The organism is Candidatus Hydrothermales bacterium, from assembly GCA_039630235.1.
Taxonomy (GTDB): domain Bacteria; phylum Hydrothermota; class Hydrothermia; order Hydrothermales; family JAJRUZ01; genus JBCNVI01.
Genome location: JBCNVI010000002.1, coordinates 186,021 through 206,617, shown reverse-complemented (window position 1 = coordinate 206,617; position 20,597 = coordinate 186,021). Strand labels below are relative to the sequence as shown.

The window sequence follows — 20,597 nt, the reverse complement described above, 5'->3', positions numbered from 1 at the left end:
AGCTTATACAAGCAAAAGACCTATAAATCCGCAAAGGGCTTTTGGATAAAAATCACTTGATTTTTGTGGCAATTTAATACCACTCTGAGCATACTCGTAGACTGTCTCAGGTAAAACCGGTGGTAAAATGAATCCGGTGTTAAATTTTCCTCTTTTTATATCTTCTAATAAGTTTAGGTGATCTCTATAAAAACCCGCATCTTTCTCTCTACCTTTAATGATAAACTCATGAAGATATTCAACCGAAAGCTCTTTTTCACATTTAAGTAGATAAAATTCGTCTTTATAAGTGATGATTAGGTAAGGATTTTTAATTTCCTTTACTAAATTCTCAAGAGTTTCACTCTTTATTTTCTCAGATTTTTTTATAAACGGAGATATCTCTTCTTCTTCTAAATTTAGGGCTCTATGTGTTGGTAAAATTTTCAGATTTTCGTCAAATACTGAAAGTAGAAGGACTAGTCTTTTTTTAGATTTTGATCTTTTTGAGGCCTCAAACCTATGGTGTCCATCAGCAATCACAAAGTTACTTTTTTTGATAACTTCAAAAAACTCATTTTTTACCTCGCATCTTTTAATTCTATGTATCTCTTTAAATTCATCAATTATTTCTTTAACAAGCTCTTCGTTTTCAATAAAATTGTCTATTTTCTCTCCTTTATACAAAAGTAATATAGCTTCAAAGTTTAACCTTGATTTTTCATAAAATTCTTTATGAATTTCAACACCAAAATCAAAGACATTTTCATGAGGCAAGACTCTGTCAGAAAATTTCATGTCAAATGAACATAAAAGCCCCCGTCTTAAATAAGTTCTTCCAAAAAACCTAAATTCTTGCTCATAAAGATAATAACTTTCCCTTTCATCAAACTTTAAAAAGCCATTTCCTATCAGATACTCTATATACTCAAAACCCACTATTTTGGTAATTTTAACAAAATCATAAAAAGGATGAAAAGGATCTTTATTTCCCTCTGAAAGAAAAGAAAAGTACCTCTCTGTTCTTATAGGAGTAAAGTTTTTTTCCTTTTCGGTAAAAAAAAGAGCTCTAAATTTTTGTAAAAAATTATCTTCCGATTTCTTCACAGATTTTTTTAGCAAGAATGAGACTAGCTTTACTCTGTGCCTCTTCAGTTTGAGCTCCTATATGTGGTGTTAAGATCACATTTGAATGAGATATAAGCTCATAATTCTCCGGAGGCTCCTTAGAGTAAACATCAAGACAAGCTACAGAAACTATACCCTCATTTAGAGCCCAAAGAAGATCCTCTTCGTTGATTATTTTACCTCTTGAGGTATTTACAAGTATTAGTCCTTTCTTTGCCTTTTCTAGCAAACTTCTGTTAATCATGTTCTCTGTGCTTTTTGTAAGTGGTGTATGGATAGTAATAATATCACATGATCTGAAAAGTTCCTCAAGAGATGATACAAAGTTTTCTTCTTTTTCGACAAAGGGATCAAAAACCAGAATTTCTGCTTCAAAAGCTTTAAGCCTTTTTGCTACTTCTTTTCCTATTCTGCCATAGCCTATTATTCCGATTTTCTTGTGCGCTAATTCCCTTCCCATAAATTTACTTTTTTCCCACTTTCTCTCTTTCACAGAGTTGTGAGCATCTGGAAGTCTTCTTAAGGCTGATAGAATAAAAAGTAGAGTAAGTTCAGCAACAGCCACAGAAGAAGCTTCTGGAGAATTTAAAACTTTAATATTTTTTTCCTTCGCAGCTTCAACATCAATATTGTCAAGTCCAACTCCTGCCCTACCAATAATCTTTAGATTATCCGCACTCTCAATAACCCTCCTTGTAACTTTAGTAGCACTTCTTACGATCAATATTTGAAAGTCTTTTATGATTCTGGAAAGTTCCTCTTCTGAGGGATTTAAGATCTCCACCACCTCAAAACCATTGGACCTGAGATACTCTATTCCGTCTCTATGTATTTTATCAGTAATTAAAACTTTACACTTATTCAACTCTCCCATGTGTCTATTTGAGCTTTTTGTAATTTTCCTGAATAGTCAATGTATACTGTTTTTATCTCAGTGAATATGTCATATACAGTCCAACCTCCCTCTCTATGGCCGTTTCCTGTAGCCTTTACACCGCCAAATGGAAGGTGACATTCAGCACCTATTGTTGGACCGTTGATGTATGTAATTCCTGCTTCAATTTTTTCAATAGCCTTCATGGCATTATTTATGTCTTGTGTATAAATTGAAGAAGAAAGACCGTACATAGTTCCGTTAAGGATTTCAATGGCATGATCAAGATTTTTAGCCTTAAAAATGGCAACTACGGGACCAAATATTTCTTCTTGAGCTATAGTCATAGAGGGATCTACATTAACAAAAACTGTAGGTTTATAAAAGTAACCCTTTTCATATTCTGGTCCCTTCAAGGGTTCTCCTCCACAAACAAGTTTTGCTCCCTCTTTTATACCTATTTCGACATAATAATGAATTCTGTTTAGTTGACCTTCGTTTATGACAGGGCCCATTTCTGTTCTTTCATCCAGAGGATTTCCGACTCTTAATTTAGATGCTCTTTCAACAAAAATTTCAACGAATTTATCGTAAATATCCTCATGCAAGATTATTCTTGAAGTAGCTGTGCATCGTTGTCCAGCTGTAGCATAAGCTCCCCACAGGGCTCCCTCGATAGCAAGTTCAAGATTTGCATCAGGCATAACTATTTGAGCGTTTTTCCCTCCAAGCTCTAGTGAAACCTTCTTTAGGTGTTTTCCTGCTATTTCTGCTATTCTTGCGCCGACTTCAGAAGATCCTGTAAAAGCCACGCCTCTTACATCGGGATGACTAAGTAAAGCTTCTCCTACTTCACCTCCTCCTCCAAATACAAGGTTAATAACTCCAGGTGGAGCGCCAGCATCTTCCAGTACTTTAACAAGTTCGTACGCACAGGCAGGTGCATCTGAAGCTGGTTTAAATACAACTGTGTTTCCTGCCAAAAGAGCTGGAAAGATTTTCCATGATGGAAGAGCTATAGGGAAATTCCATGGAGTTATAACAGCAAAAACACCTACGGGTCTTCTAAATGTTAAAGCAAACTTATTTGGTAACTCTGAGGGTGTATTATAGGAAAATAGTCTTCTTCCTTCTCCAAAGGCATAAAAGGCTGTATCAATACCTTCCTGAACATCCCCTCTTGCCTCTTTCATAATCTTTCCGTTTTCTCTCGCAAGAAGCACTGCTATTTCTTCTTTTCTTTCAAGGAGTATCTCAGCAGCTTTTCGCATAATTTCTGCTCTTTTGGGAGCTGGTATAGCTGACCACATTTCAAATGCTTTTTTTGCAGCAGCAACAGCTTCATCTACATCAGAGGCTACTGATTTTGGAAAAAGTCCTATTACCTCATCCTTATTAGCGGGATTTCTTTTTTCATAAAATTTTCCTGATTTTGAAGGTTTCCATTTTCCGTTAATATAGTTATAGTACTCTTTCATTAATTACCTCCTTTTTTAATTCTTTTAAATTTCTTCTTTTAGATCAACTTCTTCTCCCCTTTGCATAATTTCCTCAGCCACATAAATTTTTGAACCTGTTCTTAAGGCTATAGCTATAGAATCTGATGGTCTTGCATCTATTGAATAAACATTTCCTTCCTTATCTCTAAAAAGTAACCTTGCATAATATGTTGTGTCTTTTAATGCGTTTATGACTATTTTCTCAAGTACAATATCAAAAGCTTCGATAATGTTTTTTATAAGATCGTGAGTTAAAGGTCTTTCGTAAACTTGTTTTTTCAAACCAGCGTAAATTGCATGAGCTTCAGGTTTACCGATCCAAATTGGTAAGAATCTGTTTCTATTTTTTTCTTTAAGAATAACAACAAAAGTCTCCTCATAGGTAGGGCCTTCTATTTCTAAGTTTTGTTGATAAATTGAATAAACCTCAACTTCTACAACTTTTAGCTCACTCATAACAAAAAATTATAAAATATAAAAGATGTAATAAAAGTTAAAGTTATACCTGCGAGAGATCTAAACACAGAGAAGAACTTATTTTCCCCCTTAGATGAAAGAAAAAACAGGAAAATAGTTGAAAGAAAGGAAAAAATAGAAAGGATAGGGCTTATTTTATAGGATAAAAAAACGAAAGCTCTTTCAATGAATCCCCAAAATTTCATTTTTCCCTGAACAAGCTCATTGTGTTTAAAAAAAGTATATTCTATTGAATATAGGAGTATCCAGTAAGCATAGGTTACGATTATAAGAAAGGTGAGAATTTTGAAAAAAAAGGGATCAAACCAAAAGCCGCTTTTATGCACTTTAGGAAACGGAAAATACTTTGAAAAAAGAAATATGACAAAGATGTGTGTAATCTGATCGATCACATAGTAAAAAAAATTTTCACCTATATTTACTTTATTTTTATAGGATAAAAAAATTTTCAATTTATCCTGAAAAATATGAAGTAAAGAAATAAGGAAGATGCCTAAAATTACAACGAAAGAGAAAGAAAAGGGTAGTAAAAGAAAAAACATCGTTAAAAAAAATAAAAAACCGTGAATTAATATTCCGGATAGGTACTTGGTTTTTTTCTCAAATAACTTATCTGTTTGTAGAAGATAATCAGTCAAAAAATGAGCAAGTGTTAAATGCCAGAAAAAAAAGGAATTCAACTTTCTTCCCTTATTACCCAAACTTTTACTATTCCTTCTATATTTCTATGTAATTTAATTGCAATCTCATATAGTCCTGGTTCTTTTAATGGGGATTCTAAAACTATATTTGTCTTTTTTAAACCTTTAAAACCTTTCTCTTCAAGAGCCTTTATAATATCAATTTTTGTAACAGCTCCATAAGTTTTATCTTTTCCTTTTACAGAAAAGGAAAGAGAAATAGAAGATAAGGCATCTTTAATTTTTTCAGCCTGCGCTGCTAAGTGTCTTTCTTTATTTAACCTTTGTTTTTCTATTTCTTCTTTGTGCCTTAGCACCCCCTCTTTAGCCTCAACAGCTAAACCCTTAGGAATAAGGTAATTTCTTGCATACCCATCCTTAACAACCTTTATTTCACCCTCCTTTCCCAATCCTTCTACATCTTTTAATAAAAGAACTTTCATTTAAATCACATATTCTTTAACGAACGGAAGTAAAGCCATCTGTCTTGCTCTTTTGATAGCTAACGCTAACTTTCTTTGATGATAGGCACATAACTTTGTCTGTCTCCTTGTCATTATCTTACCACGGGGAGTTAAGTAATTTTTTAAAACTTCTACTTCCTTATAATCTATGATACCGATACCTTCTTTACAAAATCTACACCCTTTCATTTTCAAACATTCAAATTAAAAAATTAAAAAGGCAACTCATCCTCAGGGGGTAACTCTTCGGGAGGTAACTCTTCCTCAGGAGAAACAGAGATTTCTTCAGCTTTTTCCTTTTCAAGAAACTGAACCCTTAACCCTACTACCTCGATGACACTTCTTTTTTCACCATTTTGTGTTTCATAAGTTCTTGATTGAAGCCTACCCTCAACAAAAACAGGAGAACCTTTTGATAGCCTCTGATTACATCTTTCTGCAAGGGAGCCAAATGTAACAACGTTTATAAAGAGTGTGTCCTCTTTCCAATCTCCCGTTGTAGAGTCTCTAAAAGATCTAGTTGAAGCTATTCTAAATCTTGCAATAGCCCGTCCTTGAGAACTAAACCTCAGCTCTGGATCTTGAACAAGTCTTCCTGAAAGTATTACTAAATTCATGTTAGGGATTCTTATTTCAGCCAAAATTTATCCTCCTTTTCTTTTTTTAAATGATTTTACGTTTTTCTTTTTTAATATCATAAACCTAAATATATCTTTCATCAGGCGCATCTGTGAGCGTAAAGAATTAGGAATTTCTGAATTAGACTTAAATTCCCAAACACTATAAAAACCTACATTTTTATGTCTTATAGGATAAGCAAACTCCCTAATTCCCCAATCTTTAATATACAGAACTTCCCCTCCCTCCTCCCTAATCATAGTTTCTATTTTGTTATATATTTCCTTTCTTTTTTCCTCATCTAGATCAGGATCTAAAATCAACATCATCTCGTATTCCTGCAATTTTTCCTCCTTTAAAAATCTCTAAAAGGAGGGGATGGAACCCACTACTGAATCTAAGAGTTTAGAATATTTTAAATTATAAATTAGAAGAAAATTTAAATTCAAGAATGTCTCTATCTTTAACAATATAATCGGGGCCATGTGTTTCAATAAGGCCTTTTTCCTTTAGTTCTTTCCAAGAGGGTATCTCTAAGAAATTGAATGGTTTTGCTACTTCCACCTTTATAAATCCCTTTTGAATGTCGCTGTGAATCTTTCCTGCTGCCTCATAAGCAGTGGAGCCTTTCTTTAGTGGAAAGGAACTTGCAATTTTCCCCTTTAAAGTATAAAACCTTATAAAATTAAGGTAGTTAAAAGCGTATTCCAATATTTCTAAAGGGGTATCAAAGCCCTCTTTTTTTAGCTCTTTTAATATTTCATACCTCTCTTTTTCTTCCAATTCTTTTAATTCTTCGAAAATTTTAAAGGGACAGACAAAATATTTTTCATTCACGTTAAGCTTAAAATCCCTTTTTTTATCGTCAGAATTTATCACATATATTTTCTTTTTAGCAGTGAGAAGAGGGAAATTCTTTATGTCTTCAGATTCAATGCCTTTTAAAATTTTTTCTTTCGCTTCTATTAACTTCTCTTTAAGTTCTTTATCTAGATTTTTTTCTCGCAGTTTTTTTTCTATCCTGTCAAGATCTGAAAGGGAAAGTTCAAGTAAAAGCACTTCTCTTTCCTTTTCAGGGTTTATTTCCTTTAGATAGGAAGAAACCTTTTCGTTTTCAAAGCCTCTTAAAATAAATATTAAAAGATCAGCTTCTCTAATGTAGGATAAAAATTCATTACCGAGTCCCTCTCCTTTGTGAGAGCCCTCAATTATTCCGGCAATATCGTATATGTTTATCTTGAAATTTCTTACCTCTGTTGACTTATTTCTCTCTGCAAGTTTTTTCAAGAGATCATCTTCAATCTCAGCTTTTCCTTCATTCTTACCTATAGTTGTAAAGGGGTATACGTTTCTTTCAACATCTTTTCCAGTAACTATATAAAAGAAAGTGGATTTACCAGCATTGGGAAAACCAACTAAACCAATCTTTTCCATCTTTTAAGATTTTAAAATTTTAGGCTTATTTCTTTTAACCTTAACTTTCTTCGGATCTTTAAAAGAATTAACTTTCCCAAAGCTAACAGCCCAGTCTTTTTTAAGGCCTTAAAAGAACTATTATTAGGAACAATAAATCCGTAACCTTTTTGAATCAACCACCTCGCATAACTCCCACAACGCATTTTTTACTTGCTAAGTTACAAAAACTTGGTACTGAACTCTATAATTAAAAATATTAAAAGATACCATAAGTTTTATAAAAATGCAAATTAATAAAAAATATCCGAGTTTCATCTTGTTTATTTTATTCTTTTCGGGCATTTGTACAGGTAAAATTTTTCAAAATTTTTTTGTCAATATAATTTTACTTATCTTATTACTTTTCACTCCTTTTAAATATCTATCCTTTTTACCTCTTGGTAACATCCACTATAATCTAAATAAGCCAAGGGACAAAAAATTGGATTATCCAATTTTATCCAAAAAGTTAAACTCTTATTTTAAAAGTAAAATAAAGAAAATGTTTAAAGATAAAACTAGAGATTTTATGCTTGCTATGATATTAGGTGAAAGGATGAAGATAGATAGAAAAGTTCTAAGAGATTTTATAAGAACAGGAACACTTCATTTTTTAGCTATATCAGGTCTTCATATGGTAATAATAACGTCTATATTTATCTTTATTTTTCTTTTCTTTAGGTTAAATTTCAAGAGGGCAATTTTATTCTCAATCTTTGCTGTAACTTTTTACGTTACAATAGTCCCGTTAAGACCCTCTGTTTTAAGATCCTTTATTATGATAATTTTTTATCTTTCATCACTTCTTCTTAACAAAAGGGTTCACCCTCTTTCTATTATTGGAAATGCAGGACTTTTATCTCTTTTCCTGTTTCCAGAGAGTGCCTTTGATCCAGGATTTCATCTTTCTTACCTTGCAACTATAGGAATTTCTGTTTTGTTTCCTTTCTTTGAAAAATTAAAAATAAAAAATAGCTTAATAAGAAATTTTTTGTATTTACCCCTTTGTGTTTCTATTTCGGCTCAGGTATTTGTATATCCCTACATATATTTCGTTTTCAAAAACCTATCAATAATAGCTCCCTTAGCAAATATAATCCTTTCTCCCTTAACCTTTTTGTCCCTTCTGGGAGGGATTTTAACTATAATAACAGCTGACATACTTCCATTTATTTCTATCAAATTTGCCAGCTTTTCTGAATTTATAACTCATATAACCTTTATTGTTCTCGATTATCTCTCAAAAATTTCACCCTTTATCCATACTGAAAGGGTAAACTATTTCATATTCTCAATATTAATTTTACTACCAATTTTTCTTTATCTCTTGAAAGTGCTACATACAAAAAAATAAAATTAAAAGGTGGAGGTATTAAGAGATTTGTTTCCGAGGAGGGCGTTAGATAAGTTAAGAGAGAGTCTTGATAAAAAGTATTTAGTAATATGTGGTGAACCTGGACTTTTAAAAAGTGAGGTAATAAATAGATTTTTACTTGAAACAAAAATAAATCATGTAAAATTCCTCTTAACAAAAGAAGACTCAAAGGAAGGATACTTCTTAAAAAAACTCGCAGACAGACTCCTTAAAAGTGAACTTATAAGTGTTGAGGCACTAAAAAACTCGCTTTATAATTACTTTCGGAACGAAAAAAACATCAAAGTATTTGTCTTTGAAAAATTCGAAGAAATTAAAAACTCCGAATCTGAAAAAATCTTTTGGAGTTTAACCCTTAACTCTAACCCAAGCATATCCTTCATAATCGAAACTAGTGAAGAAATCAAAACACCAGTAGAAGATCAGACAGAAAAAATAGATAAAGACTTGCTCACACTAAAAGCAGAAGAAATAGCAGAATTTTTAGATAGGCACAAAATAAACTATAACAGAAAGAACATAGATAAGATCATATCAAAGACAAAGGGGCACGGTCTTTTTACAAAAATTCTTCTATCTGAGTATTTAACTAAAAAAACTATTCCGGAAAAACTAGAATCAGAGGATATAGAGAAAATACTGAGAGAAAAGCTCTATGAATTTGAACCAGAGAAAAGAAGTATGCTTCTTGGAATATCGTGCCTAGAAAGATTTAAAAAAGAAGACTTAGAAAAAATCATAGGAATAAAAAATCCAGAAAAATTCATCCAAGAAATAACTGAAAAATTCCTATTTATAGAAAAATCTGGCGAGTACTATTTTCTAAACCCAATCTTCAAGGAATTTTTACTTAAAGAACTAGAAAAAAGCCCTAAGGGACTAATTCTAAAAAAATGGATCCTTGATAACGCCGCAGAACACTACCTCGAAAAAGAAGACTTCTTCCAAGCACTCTCTTACCTCACTGAACTTAAATACTACTCAAAAATACTTAACATATTAAATAAAAAGATATATGATATAGTAGAAACAACTATTGCCTACGATATAGAGCCAATAATTGAAAAACTACCTGAAGAATTTCAAAAAAACTTCCTTATAGTGCTGATTAAGGCACAAATCCATCTTTTATCTTATAAGTCTGAGCAAGTATTAGAAGAGCTTAGCAAAATTGATGTAGATAAAATTGAACCTGAGTATAAGGGATTATTTTATTACTTAAGAGGAGCAGCTTATTATTATTTGAGTAACTACACCGAAGCAGAAAATAGTGCCTACGAGGGACTTCTTTATAAAGATAAATTAGAAAATAGAATCTTATATAGACTAAATAACCTTTTAGGTGCTATAAACTCAATGAATGAAAATCTTGAAAAAGCCGAAAAATTCTACAATGAGGCTCTTAATTTAGCAAAAAATATTAAAGTATCAAGAAGAGGAGTCACTTTGCTTTTAACTAATCTCGGCTCAATTTACCTAAGAAGAGGTAAATATGATTTAGCCGAAGAGAAGTATAACGAAGCATTAAGTATTTCTACTGATGAAGATTTAAAGGCTTATACTTTGGGATGGCTCTCCCAGCTTTATCTATATTCTGGGAATCTGGAAAAAACATTAAGCACTTTAGAAAAGATGAAAACCTATATTGAAAAATCAAAAAGTTACTATCACTTTCATACTTATTATATAGTTCTTAGAGATTATCACATTACACTTGGAGATTATGAAAAAGCAAAGTACTACAACGATAAACTAAAAGATTTCTATGAAGAGTATAAAGATCCTGAAATGTTATTTGATCTAAAAAATTTTGAGGCCTTTTATGAGTTAATAAAAGGTAATACCAAAAGAGCATTAGAAATAGCAAACTCCCTGGAACCAAATAGAATTTTACTTGAATGTGAGAAAAATATTCTACTTGCAAAAGTATACTTGGTTCTGGGAGAAAAAGAAAAAACGGAAGAGCATCTAAAAAAAGCAATTGATAAATGTCCAGAAGAATCTTTTAGAAAAGTTACATACCTGATACCATATTTTCTATTCCTCTATAACCAAGGAGAATTGAAAAAAGCTGCAGAAGAGCTAAAAAAAATAATCCGTAAATTCACTAGTTTTGAGCAATTTATTGTAAACTTAAAATTTAATTTAAAAACCTTTCCAATATTTATTAAAGAAGAAGAAATATTAGAGTTTATAACTAAACAAACGTTATAGTATTAAATAAGCGAAACTAAAAAGTGGAGATATTAAGGGACTTATTTCCGAAGAGGGCGTTAGATAAGTTAAAAGGAAGTCTTGATAAAAAGTATGTAATAGTATGTGGTGAGCCTGGACTTTTAAAAAGTGAAGTAATTGAAAGATTTCTACTTGAAACAAAGATAAATCATGTAAAATTCCTCCTAACAAAAGAGGACTCAAAAGAAGGATACTTCCTCAAAAAACTCTCAGATAAACTTATTAAAAGTGAACTTTTAAACATTGAAACATTAAGGAACTTACTCTATAACTACCTCCAAAAGGAAGAAAATATCAAAGTATTTGTCTTTGAAAGATTCGAAGAAATTAAAAACTCTGAATCTGAAAAAACCTTTTGGAGTTTAACCCTTAACTCTAACCCAAACATAACCTTCGTAATTGAAACAAGCGAAGAAATTAAAACACCATTAGAAAACCAAACAGAAAAAATAGATAAAAGTTTTCTTACTCTGACAACAGAAGAAATAACAGAATTTTTAGACAAGCACAAAATAAATTATAACAAAAAGGACATAGATAAAATCATATTAAAAACAAAGGGACATGGACTTTTTACAAAAATTCTTCTATCTGAATACTTAAATAAAAAAACTATACCAGAAAAACTAGAATCAGAAGATATAGAAAAAATACTAAGAGAAAAACTCTATGAACTTGAACCAGAAAAAAGAAGTATGCTCCTTGGAATATCATGCTTAGAAAGATTTAAAAAAGAAGACTTAGAAAGAATCATAGGAATAAAAAAACCAGAGAGATTCATTCAAGAAATAAGTGAAAAGTTTATATTTCTGGAAAAATCTGGTGAATACTACTTTTTAAACCCAATCTTCAAAGAATTTCTACTTAGAGAACTAGAAAAAAGCCCTAAGGGACTTATACTAAAAAAATGGATCCTCGATAGTGCTGCAGAATACTACTTAGAAAAAGAAGACTTCTTTCAAGCACTCTCTTATCTCCTTCAACTTAAATACTATTCAAAAATACTTGATATACTAAATAAAAAAATATACGATATACTAGATACAACTCTTTTTTATGAAATAGAACCAATAATTGAGAAGTTACCACAAGAACTGCAACAAAACTTCCTCATTATTCTAATCAAGGCAGAAATTTACCTTTTATCACATAAATTGGAGGAAACTCTAAGAGAGCTTAAAAAAATTGATGTAAATAAACTTGAACCTGAATATCAAGGCCTTTTTTTCTTTCTAAGGGGAGCAGTTTTTTATTATCTTAGTAAATACGAAGAAGCGGAAAGGAGTGCCTATGAAGGACTTTTGTATAAAGACAAATTAGAAAATAAAGTCCTATATAGGCTTTTTACACTTTTAGGGGCAATCAACTCAGCCTATGAGGAACTTGAAAAGGCCGAAATGTTTTATAATGAGGCTCTTAATATAGCAAAAAATATAAGAATAACAAAAAGAGGTGTTGCATTACTTTTAACTAACATAGGTCATGTAAACTTTAAAAGATTAAAATTTGGAACTGCAGAGGAAAAATACAGAGAAGCCCTAAACCTAACTCAAGATGAGGACTTAATTGCTTATACTCTCGGGATGTTGTCTTTCTTATATCTTCATACTGGAGACTTAGAAAAATTGTTCAATACTTTAGATGAAATGAAAAAATATATAGAAAAGTCAAGAGCTTATCATTATTATGATCATTATTATTATATTCTTAAACATTACTATATCCACAGAGGGGATATGGAAAAGGCAAGGGAATTTAATTTTAAGTTAAAGGAAATTTATGAAGAATATAAAGATCCTGATACTTTTTTTGATGTAACGCTTTTTGACTCTTTGTATGAACTTATAAGGGGAAACGTTCAAAAGGCACTAGATATAGCAAAATCTATTGAGCCACACAGTGAGATGTTTGAATGTGAAAAGAATATACTACTTGCAAAAATTTTTTTAGTTTTAGGTGAGAAAGAAAAAAGTGAAAAATATTTTAGAGTAGTCCTTGAAAGGACCTTTAAAAATCCTCTTAGAGAGATTTCCTATTATATTCAATATTTCTTATTTCTCTTTTATGTGAAAGATTTAGAGAAAGCAGCTAAGGAAATAAAAAAAGTACTAGAAAAATTTTCAAATCTCGAACACTTTTTTCACAATTTGAGATACGAAATAAATACTTTTCCTTTCAAAATTAATGAAGAAGAAATTTTTAGTTTTCTTAAGGAGAAAAAGATTATTTAAAGTAAAAGTAAAAGGCCCTCATAATCAAAAGTAAAAAAAGTATAGAAGAAAAAATTTTTTCAACTAAGCTACCGTACCTTAAAAAATAGAGAAAAAAACCCCTTGCAAAATCAAATTTTTTTAAAAACTCAAACTTTCTCAAAAACAAAACTGAAGAACCAATGTGATAAAAGCAACTATTTGAAAAAGTAATGTCATCTATTCTGAATCCACTATCGTAAAACCTTTTAAAAAACTCGACATCTGTAAAATAAACAAAAAAACGCTCATCCAAACCTTTTAGCTTATCTAATACTTTTTTATTTAAAAAAATAGCTGAAAAAGCCGGCTGAAACTTCTCCCCCTCTTTTACTTTACCACTACTCCAACGTAAAAATAAAACATTCCATATAGACGGCAGGGGTCTTATAAAATAAAAAGTTCTCTCCTTTGCTTTTAAAAGGGGAACTAAAACTAAGGGTCTTTTCTCCTTTAACTCCAGTATCACTTTCTCAAAATTGTATCTATCAAAGGAAACATCGGGATTACAGAAAAAAATATACTCTCCTTTTGCCATGGATATTGCGTAGTTGTTACCTTTTGCGAAACCTATATTTTTTTTGAAAAAATATCTTGAGGAATTCCTAACGTTCTTTAAAATTAAGGTGGTTTTATCTGTAGAACCAGAATCTACAAATATCCACTCAATACTTTCACCTAAAAATTCCTCTATTGAATTTATTAAATTAAATATAACTTTAGAACTATTGAAACTAACAGTTATACCTGTTAAAAATTTTTTCATTTATCAGATTCAAAAAGTCCATACAAACATCCTCCCAGTATCTTGAAACTTTTTTTACGATCGCTGGATTTTTAATCAAATTTTCTAAATACTTAATCATATCTTTTTCTTCGCCCCAAACAAACCCTTCTCCTTTTTCAAGGCTTCTAATATATTTAAAAAGATTAGAACTTTCCCTAAAATAAGCAAGTATCGGAACATCTCCACCCAAATATTCAAAAAACTTTAAGGGAATATAATTTTTCGCATCTTTGTCTCTAAAAATAACAAATAAATCAGAAATCTCAAAATATTTTATCAAACTATCATAATTGACATAACCCGGTGCAATTACTCTTTTATCTTTTACTTTTATAATAGGGCCTAAAAGATAAAGGTTATAATCTAAATTTTTGGTATGTTCTAAAAATCTAAAGAAACTTTCCTCTGCGTTTTTAAGAGTCCCTGTGTAGACAATATTAAAACCATCATGTACTTTTCTCTCAAATTTTATTGAGCCAGCTTCTAAAATGTAACCATTTATTCCAAATGTTTTTAAGACATACTCATGGGAGCAGACAAAAAAGTCCACTAAATTTTCAAGTTTTTTAATAAATCTCTTAAACTTTTTGCCACTTTCAAAATCAGCTGGATCTCTTATTTCGCATACAAGCGGCAAATTAAATCTTTTTTTTAGAGATACTCCAACTTTTAAAAGCTCAAAGGGTGGAACTGTTATTATGATAAAATCAACTCTTTCTTTTTCTAATATACTCCTTGCTCTATCATAAAATGGCTTTAAAATCCTTTTAACCTCCCTCCCAGCTCCTCCCTTTAATTTTATAAAACTTTTTATAAAAGAAATATAATCAAAAACTCTTTCTATCCTTATTCCATCTAAATCCTTTAAGAGCGAGTCATCTTTTATAAAAACCCCGCTTATTCTTTTTGTTAAAACATAAGGTTTAAAAAAATTTTTTAAATTCTTAACGTAATGATAGGCTCTTACCGATGCAGCGTAAGGCTCCGGTGGAAAATAATAAGAAATAAAAAGAAAACTCCTCATTCATAAAAAATTTAAAACTTTAAACCCTAGCTAAACTCTAATAGTTAAAAATCTTTAAAACACGACTTTCTTTATCTGTCTTTAACTTCAGGAAAAAGACACCCTTACCAATTTCCTCTGACCTTAAATTTATAAAATAAACACCAGCATCCTTCTTACCACTTTCTATGCTTCGCACCAATCTTCCAGAAAGATCAATAAGATCAAGAGTAACATTAGAATTATATGGCAGAGTAAACTTCACCTTTAAACCGTCCTTTCCTCTATATGAGAATATTGAAAGACTCAGCTTAAGATCCCTTATTACCTCTTTAATATCTGTATAGCGGTTCATTATTGAATCTACATTTTGCCTCAAATTAGTTAAACTGTTTCCACCAACAATTGCAAAAACAACCCGTTGAGTATCATTGGGTAAAAGATTAAAGGGACCATAGGACGCTACTATTGTCCAATCACCCGCTTGATCAGTCTGATCTAAACCAATCTGTCCTGAAAGGAATTGATATTTCTCTGCTTCTGTTGGTCTACCGCTAGGATAGACATAAGTCGGATTATGCAAGAATTTACCAATAAATCCAACCTGAGGCTCAACAAGTGCTACCCCAGTATAAATTGAACCATAGTACATGTAAATAAGTCTTCTTGTTAAATCTTTGCTACCACTATTACTACTATAAGGATTTATGTCAAAGTCCATGAAGAGACCTGCGTAAAGTCCTGAAACTGCGGTTGAGCCCTTGTTTATTATGTTCAGTTCAACTAAAACTCCGTTTCCAGGACCAGGGTTAGTAGGTTTTGAGAAGGCATAGGCGTACTGTGTAATGTATATGTTCTTTGAAGATGAATGAGGACTATCATCGTATCCAGCTCTTGTTAATGTATCGCCCTTAAAAGCTGGCCTTATCCACCAGAGTCCATCTCTTGCCGCAAAATCATCGTCAAAGGCATCATTTGCGTTGTAAAAGGCATCTGCTACATATGTAGAGCTGTTTGTAATTCCTATAGAGCCATAGTACAAATGATTAGAGCCGGTCTTTGGCCACTTGAATCCTGTTCCACCTCCAAAGTTTCCAAACTCGTCTTGAGAGGGAAATCCACCCCTGTTTGTAACCGTTAAAATAGCATTTCCAGCTGGTATATCAGTAAGAGTTGCTCCAAGCGCACCAACCCTTATGGAAAAATCATATTGCCATGTATAATTATTTCCACTGTTATCGGTTCCATATATATAAAGAGTAAAGTTAACTAGGGTTCCGATTGGGGTTCCAGGAGCTGAAATAGCAGAAAAGTTATCGGTGTTATTTGCACTTTGTCCAGGTTGTAAATCAGGCCAGCTTCCTGTTGAATCAGTTATAGTTACGTAAGGGCTTGTTGTCCTTAATTTTCCTGTAATTGAATAAGCAGGAGCTTGACCAAAGTTTTTTGCAACAAAATCAAAAATTGCCTGCTCTCCAGGATCCCATGCTTGTCCAGTATTAGAAGTGTCCCAAGAGGCTATAGTAACAATCGGCCTTCCAAGTTGAGTTTGTATTGCTTTCCAAACGTTTACTATACCCCATCCTACTCTGTCATTCGGATAAGTATACCCACAGGTCGTAGGCTTTGTTGTTGTATTTATCAGAATCATGTAAGCACTGTCAACTGTAAGCGCAGGGTTAGCTTGGAATAAAAGTGCAAGGGCTCCTGTAACATGAGGAGCAGCCATGGAAGAGCCGTCCCATGTGGCATAGCCACCACCAGGAACAGAGGACCTTACTCCTGATCCTGGGGCAGCAATATCAGGTTTCAATAGATTCCATGTAGGATAAAACCAATAAGTTGGATCATTCCAAGGGCTTTGATTTGGTGCAGGTCCTCTCTGTCCCACACAATCGTGACAGCCATTTGTCCCTACAGTTCCAACACCAATTAAAGTAGGATAGTTTCCTGGTGTTCCTGCTGTTCCTGTACTAGCACAACTTGTATTACAATTGGCATTGTTTCCAATTGAAAAAACAGGAAAAATTTCAAGAGCTCTCCAGGACAAAACGGCTTGCCAGTATGCAGTCGAAGTAGTATAACAGGAACCCCAAGAATTATTAACAGCTCTTATATTTATGTTTGAATCAGCCTTCAAAGAAGCTATCCATTGAAAGGCAGCTGAAATATTACCAGCATAACATGAATTATCAAATATTTTAGCCATCACAAAATAAGGAACATTGGGAGCAACCCCAATATCATTTGTCCCAAAGTTACCTGTACCTCCTATTATTGTTCCAGAAACATGAGTTCCGTGCTGGCAAGCATCATTAAATGGATTACCATCAGTTGTAAAAGCTCTTGCCTTAAATTGGACCCCAGCAAAGGCAGGATGAGTGCGATCAATACCTGAATCCATAGCACCTACTATAACTCCTTCTCCTCTAAAATTATTTGCCCAAGCTGAATCAGCCTTTATCATCTGCATATTCCAAGGAGCAGCCTTTGAATCAAAAAAGGTATAACTTGCATCAGGTTTTTCAGGCCTTATAAGAAAAACTTTTGGTTCAAGTTCTATTCTCAAAACATCTTCTCTTTTTATTAGCTCTTTGATTAGTCTATTTGTTAATTTAGCTCTTATACCATTATAGACCCAATAGGGCTCGTAAAATTCAACCTCAGAGTTTAAATTCTTCGATAGAAAATCTAATAAATCGCGTTGAGATTCAGAGGCAAGTGTTTTTAGGTAATCAGCTCTCGATTTTATATCAGGAATCTTCTTTATAAATTCGTAATCTGGTGAGGGATTCATAAGAATTATAACTGTTAACTTCTCTCTATCAGACGTTTCATAAAGCTTTTCAAGAAGATCTTCTGAAACCTTTTCAAAAGATGGCCTAAAAGGATTTATAAAGGAGATTAAAGCTAGTAAAACGTTAAACATTAAAAACTCCCTTTTTAGGCTGGGCTTTGAACCCCATAGCTTTTTCCTAAACTTACCCCCTCTTTAAATACCTTTAAAACCTCTTCTTTTGATTTACCATATTTTAAGATAGCTTTCTCAAAAATTTCACTTTCAAAGGGACTAAACTTACCGAAAAGAAAACCTATTGAAAAGTAGTTTGGTCCACCTCTTACACTTAAGTATCTTCTTGCAGGGATTCTGAAATAGCTTTTATTCTCAGTTAAAGTCTCATCTATTATTACATTTTCTGAAAGATTTAAAAGGTTTTTAACTCTCTTAAAACCATCGATGCTTGTTATAATTAAATAGTTAGGTTTTTCTATACCAGAGTATTTTATGTTTCTTTCTGATATTATCACTTCTGAGACAGAAAAGCCGCTTCCAACTGTAACAGGGTTATCGTTTTTCTGGGTTGCGTTTAATCCTGCCAGGATTGAAGAATAGCAAAGTAAAGAAGCTGCCAGTTGGACACCCTCACCTGCCGACCCCGCTATGACAATTTTTAAGGGTTCCTTTAGAGAAACCCTTTTATCAATCTCAATTCCCTTAAATTCAACCTCTCCCTTTCCGTCGAAAAATTTGTTTTTATAAATTTCACCAAAACTTTCTTTTTTTTCTTTTACTTTTACTTTACCTCCAAGATTATCAAGCATATTTTTCAAGCCTGAGCCTTTTATTTCATTGTATCTTGTAGCGTAACCTGTGCATAATTCAAGTATCTCAACAACTGCAAAGCCTCTATGTAAAAGTGCTTCTTTAATAATTTCTTTTAACTCGGGATCTTGAGAGTAGGTTCTTGCATAAAAAGTTGCACCTGAGTTTTTCAAAATATCAATTATTTTAAGAGGCTCAAAGGGGTTACCATTTAAAGTCGTTGATGTTTTAAAGTCTTTAGGAGTAAGACCTGAGTGTTGTCCTCCTGTCATTCCATATAAGAAATTGTTATGAATTAAAACTGTAATATCTACATTTATTTTTGCAGCCTCAACTAAATGCAAAAGACCAATTGTTGATCCACCATCTCCTATCATAACAACAACCTTTAATTTATTGTCAAAAAGAACTTCATCAACCATTTTTATACCTGCTGCAACAGCAGTAGATCTTCCGTGAAGAGTATGTACCGTATGCACCCTAAAAAGCTTATCAACAAGTCCTACGCAGCCTATATCAGAAACAATGACAAAGTCTTCATTTTTTAAGCCTAGCTCAAAAATAGCCCTGGCTAAGACCATATCAATTGTGGTATGACCACAGCCAGGACAATAGGGAAAATTTTGAGGTCTATCTATAATTTCAAATATATCTCTCATAACGTACTTATAAACCTTTTTATCTCCCAAGGGGCTATCAATGACCCCACTTTTGTTAAAGAATAACCCTTGTTGCCAAGAAGGTGCCTAATTAAAATAAAAAGTGAACCAATAATGTTTTCTTCAACCACAACTATCTTTTTATACCTTTCAAATATTGGTTTTAAATTCTCTTCCTTTAAAGGGTAAAGTGTCTTTAAAATTAAATAGCTTAAACTTTCTTCCTCTGAAACTTCTCTTACACTTTCTGAAGTTATACCGTAAGATAAGAGCAAAATATCGGGGTTTCTTTCAACATACTCATAAAAGTAAAATTTATCAATATTTTTTATTATTTTTTCCTTTAGATGATGAAGCATCTCGATAACTTCAGGATCGTCTTTTTTTAGGTCTCCCTTTTTGTCGTGTGCACTACCTGTGTATCTTGTAAGGTATCTGCCCCCTACCGGTGAAAATAGTGGGACATCTTCTAAGGCTACAAAGTTATAAGTTTTAAATTCATCCTCACCATTATATACTTTTCTATCCAAAATTTCAGGCCTTCTTAGAGAACTCAATTCAACACTTTTTCTCGTCATAGTGACTTCCTTTTCGGTTAAAAGTATAGTGGGTGTTCTTAAGGCTTCTGAAATGTTTACGGCATGGATTGTAAATTCGTAACTTTCCTCAATAGTAGATGGAGAGACAATTGGTATTGGATATCCTCCTGAGTTAGAAAAGGCGGCAAAAAGGAGATCTCCCTGAGAGTTTGTTGTAGCACCACCGGTAGCTGGTCCCAGTCTCTGGGCTAAGACAATTGTTACAGGTATTTCAGACATTAGAGCAAAAGAAATAGACTCGATCATTAGTGAGAATCCAGGTCCAGAAGTAGCTGTCATTGATTTAATTCCCATAAGAGAGGCGCCGATACAGTAAGAAATTGCAGAAATCTCGTCAGAGGCACCAACAGAAACTCCGCCTACTTTTGGAAGTTCTCTCATAATTGGTTCATAGATTACGGAAGCGGGTGTTATGGGATATCCTGCAAAAAACCTAACACCCGCATCAATGGCTCCCTTTGCAATAAGTTCCCCCCCACTTACAAAGATTTTCATTTCATTTCATAAATCTTATCTTTATCTATGATATGTATAACTCTAAAACCAAGCTCCATAAGTGACCTAGAAATAAATTTTCTATGACATCTAAAAAAAAGCTTTTCAGCACACATTATACAGGTTCTCACTTCTGAAAGATCAATAATTTTTTTAAGACCAGATTTGTAACTATCCTTAGACATATAAGTCTCATACCCCTCATTTCTAAATCCGCCGAGTTCTTCTCCTAGCCAGTAATATGAAATTTTTTCTTCTTTAAGTGCCTTTGAAAGATTTTCTTTACTAAACCATTCAAATTTCTTAGAATAGGGAAATCTTCTTATATCAATAAGATTTTTAATTTTATAGTGCTTTAATAGGTTGATAAAATCTGTTAATTTTCTGTTTGAGTGACCAATTGTATAAACCACTTTT

The 20,597-nt window shown here is 32.5% G+C and carries 19 protein-coding genes; 3 read left to right on the top strand and 16 right to left on the bottom strand.

The features are described 5' to 3' along the window. Positions 1 to 3: 3 nt before the first annotated feature. The 10 genes from ABDH49_03585 to ABDH49_03540 all read right to left on the bottom strand — a co-directional run bounded on the left by ABDH49_03585 (position 4) and on the right by ABDH49_03540 (position 7,153). Complete coding sequence (locus ABDH49_03585) at positions 4 to 1,086, bottom strand: DUF1015 family protein (GenBank protein ID MEN3046050.1); 1,083 nt, start codon at positions 1,084 to 1,086, stop codon at positions 4 to 6. Further along, positions 1,067 to 1,972: a hydroxyacid dehydrogenase gene (locus ABDH49_03580; GenBank protein MEN3046049.1), complete on the bottom strand. Its 906-nt coding sequence runs from the start codon at positions 1,970 to 1,972 to the stop codon at positions 1,067 to 1,069. The genes ABDH49_03585 and ABDH49_03580 overlap by 20 nt, the downstream gene beginning before the upstream one ends. Further along, positions 1,969 to 3,459, bottom strand: a complete 1,491-nt coding sequence (locus ABDH49_03575) for an aldehyde dehydrogenase family protein (GenBank protein MEN3046048.1) — start codon at positions 3,457 to 3,459, stop codon at positions 1,969 to 1,971. Before ABDH49_03575 ends, ABDH49_03580 begins: the two co-directional genes overlap by 4 nt. Before the next feature lie 24 nt (positions 3,460 to 3,483). Beyond that, positions 3,484 to 3,936 (bottom strand): bifunctional nuclease family protein, encoded by a 453-nt coding sequence (locus ABDH49_03570; GenBank protein ID MEN3046047.1) that lies wholly within the window; start codon positions 3,934 to 3,936, stop codon positions 3,484 to 3,486. Then, entirely contained in the window at positions 3,933 to 4,637 is a 705-nt protein-coding gene (locus tag ABDH49_03565; protein MEN3046046.1) for a DUF3307 domain-containing protein, read from the bottom strand. The genes ABDH49_03570 and ABDH49_03565 overlap by 4 nt, the downstream gene beginning before the upstream one ends. After that, positions 4,634 to 5,080 carry a 50S ribosomal protein L9 gene (gene rplI / locus ABDH49_03560; GenBank protein ID MEN3046045.1) on the bottom strand — a complete coding sequence of 149 codons (447 nt, stop codon included), beginning with the start codon at positions 5,078 to 5,080 and terminating at the stop codon, positions 4,634 to 4,636. The genes ABDH49_03565 and rplI overlap by 4 nt, the downstream gene beginning before the upstream one ends. After that, on the bottom strand, positions 5,081 to 5,290 hold the full coding sequence (gene rpsR, locus ABDH49_03555; protein ID MEN3046044.1) for a 30S ribosomal protein S18: 210 nt from the start codon (positions 5,288 to 5,290) through the stop codon (positions 5,081 to 5,083). Positions 5,291 to 5,313: 23 nt separating this feature from the next. Then, complete coding sequence (locus ABDH49_03550; protein ID MEN3046043.1) at positions 5,314 to 5,742, bottom strand: single-stranded DNA-binding protein; 429 nt, start codon at positions 5,740 to 5,742, stop codon at positions 5,314 to 5,316. A gap of 3 nt (positions 5,743 to 5,745) precedes the next feature. Then, positions 5,746 to 6,048, bottom strand: coding sequence for a 30S ribosomal protein S6 (rpsF, locus tag ABDH49_03545; protein ID MEN3046042.1), 303 nt, complete (start codon positions 6,046 to 6,048; stop codon positions 5,746 to 5,748). Between the two features lie 91 nt (positions 6,049 to 6,139). Beyond that, positions 6,140 to 7,153, bottom strand: coding sequence for a DUF933 domain-containing protein (locus ABDH49_03540; protein MEN3046041.1), 1,014 nt, complete (start codon positions 7,151 to 7,153; stop codon positions 6,140 to 6,142). A 523-nt stretch (positions 7,154 to 7,676) separates the two neighbouring features. Between ABDH49_03540 and ABDH49_03535 the strand changes: the two genes are divergently transcribed. The 3 genes from ABDH49_03535 to ABDH49_03525 are packed head-to-tail and all read left to right on the top strand — an operon-like array spanning position 7,677 to position 13,015. Beyond that, positions 7,677 to 8,528, top strand: coding sequence for a ComEC/Rec2 family competence protein (locus tag ABDH49_03535; protein MEN3046040.1), 852 nt, complete (start codon positions 7,677 to 7,679; stop codon positions 8,526 to 8,528). A gap of 9 nt (positions 8,529 to 8,537) precedes the next feature. Further along, a complete protein-coding gene (locus ABDH49_03530) occupies positions 8,538 to 10,763 on the top strand; it encodes a tetratricopeptide repeat protein (GenBank protein MEN3046039.1) in 2,226 nt (741 codons plus the stop codon). Between the two features lie 23 nt (positions 10,764 to 10,786). Further along, positions 10,787 to 13,015, top strand: a complete 2,229-nt coding sequence (locus ABDH49_03525; protein MEN3046038.1) for a hypothetical protein — start codon at positions 10,787 to 10,789, stop codon at positions 13,013 to 13,015. On the opposite strand, the gene ABDH49_03520 is transcribed toward ABDH49_03525, so the two are convergent. From ABDH49_03520 to ABDH49_03495, 6 genes are read right to left on the bottom strand one after another with little or no spacing between them, the layout of a single operon-like run. Continuing rightward, positions 13,008 to 13,799 (bottom strand): glycosyltransferase, encoded by a 792-nt coding sequence (locus ABDH49_03520; GenBank protein ID MEN3046037.1) that lies wholly within the window; start codon positions 13,797 to 13,799, stop codon positions 13,008 to 13,010. The genes ABDH49_03525 and ABDH49_03520 overlap by 8 nt on opposite strands. Beyond that, on the bottom strand, positions 13,768 to 14,844 hold the full coding sequence (locus ABDH49_03515; GenBank protein MEN3046036.1) for a hypothetical protein: 1,077 nt from the start codon (positions 14,842 to 14,844) through the stop codon (positions 13,768 to 13,770). The genes ABDH49_03520 and ABDH49_03515 overlap by 32 nt, the downstream gene beginning before the upstream one ends. Before the next feature lie 37 nt (positions 14,845 to 14,881). Beyond that, positions 14,882 to 17,752 carry a S8 family peptidase gene (locus ABDH49_03510; GenBank protein MEN3046035.1) on the bottom strand — a complete coding sequence of 957 codons (2,871 nt, stop codon included), beginning with the start codon at positions 17,750 to 17,752 and terminating at the stop codon, positions 14,882 to 14,884. A gap of 14 nt (positions 17,753 to 17,766) precedes the next feature. Further along, the gene (locus ABDH49_03505; GenBank protein ID MEN3046034.1) at positions 17,767 to 19,086 is read right to left on the bottom strand and encodes a thiamine pyrophosphate-dependent enzyme; all 1,320 of its coding nucleotides are present in this window, start codon (positions 19,084 to 19,086) and stop codon (positions 17,767 to 17,769) included. Beyond that, the gene (locus ABDH49_03500; GenBank protein MEN3046033.1) at positions 19,083 to 20,180 is read right to left on the bottom strand and encodes a pyruvate flavodoxin/ferredoxin oxidoreductase; all 1,098 of its coding nucleotides are present in this window, start codon (positions 20,178 to 20,180) and stop codon (positions 19,083 to 19,085) included. The genes ABDH49_03505 and ABDH49_03500 overlap by 4 nt, the downstream gene beginning before the upstream one ends. After that, entirely contained in the window at positions 20,177 to 20,593 is a 417-nt protein-coding gene (locus ABDH49_03495) for a DUF488 domain-containing protein (protein ID MEN3046032.1), read from the bottom strand. The genes ABDH49_03500 and ABDH49_03495 overlap by 4 nt, the downstream gene beginning before the upstream one ends. Positions 20,594 to 20,597: the final 4 nt, after the last annotated feature.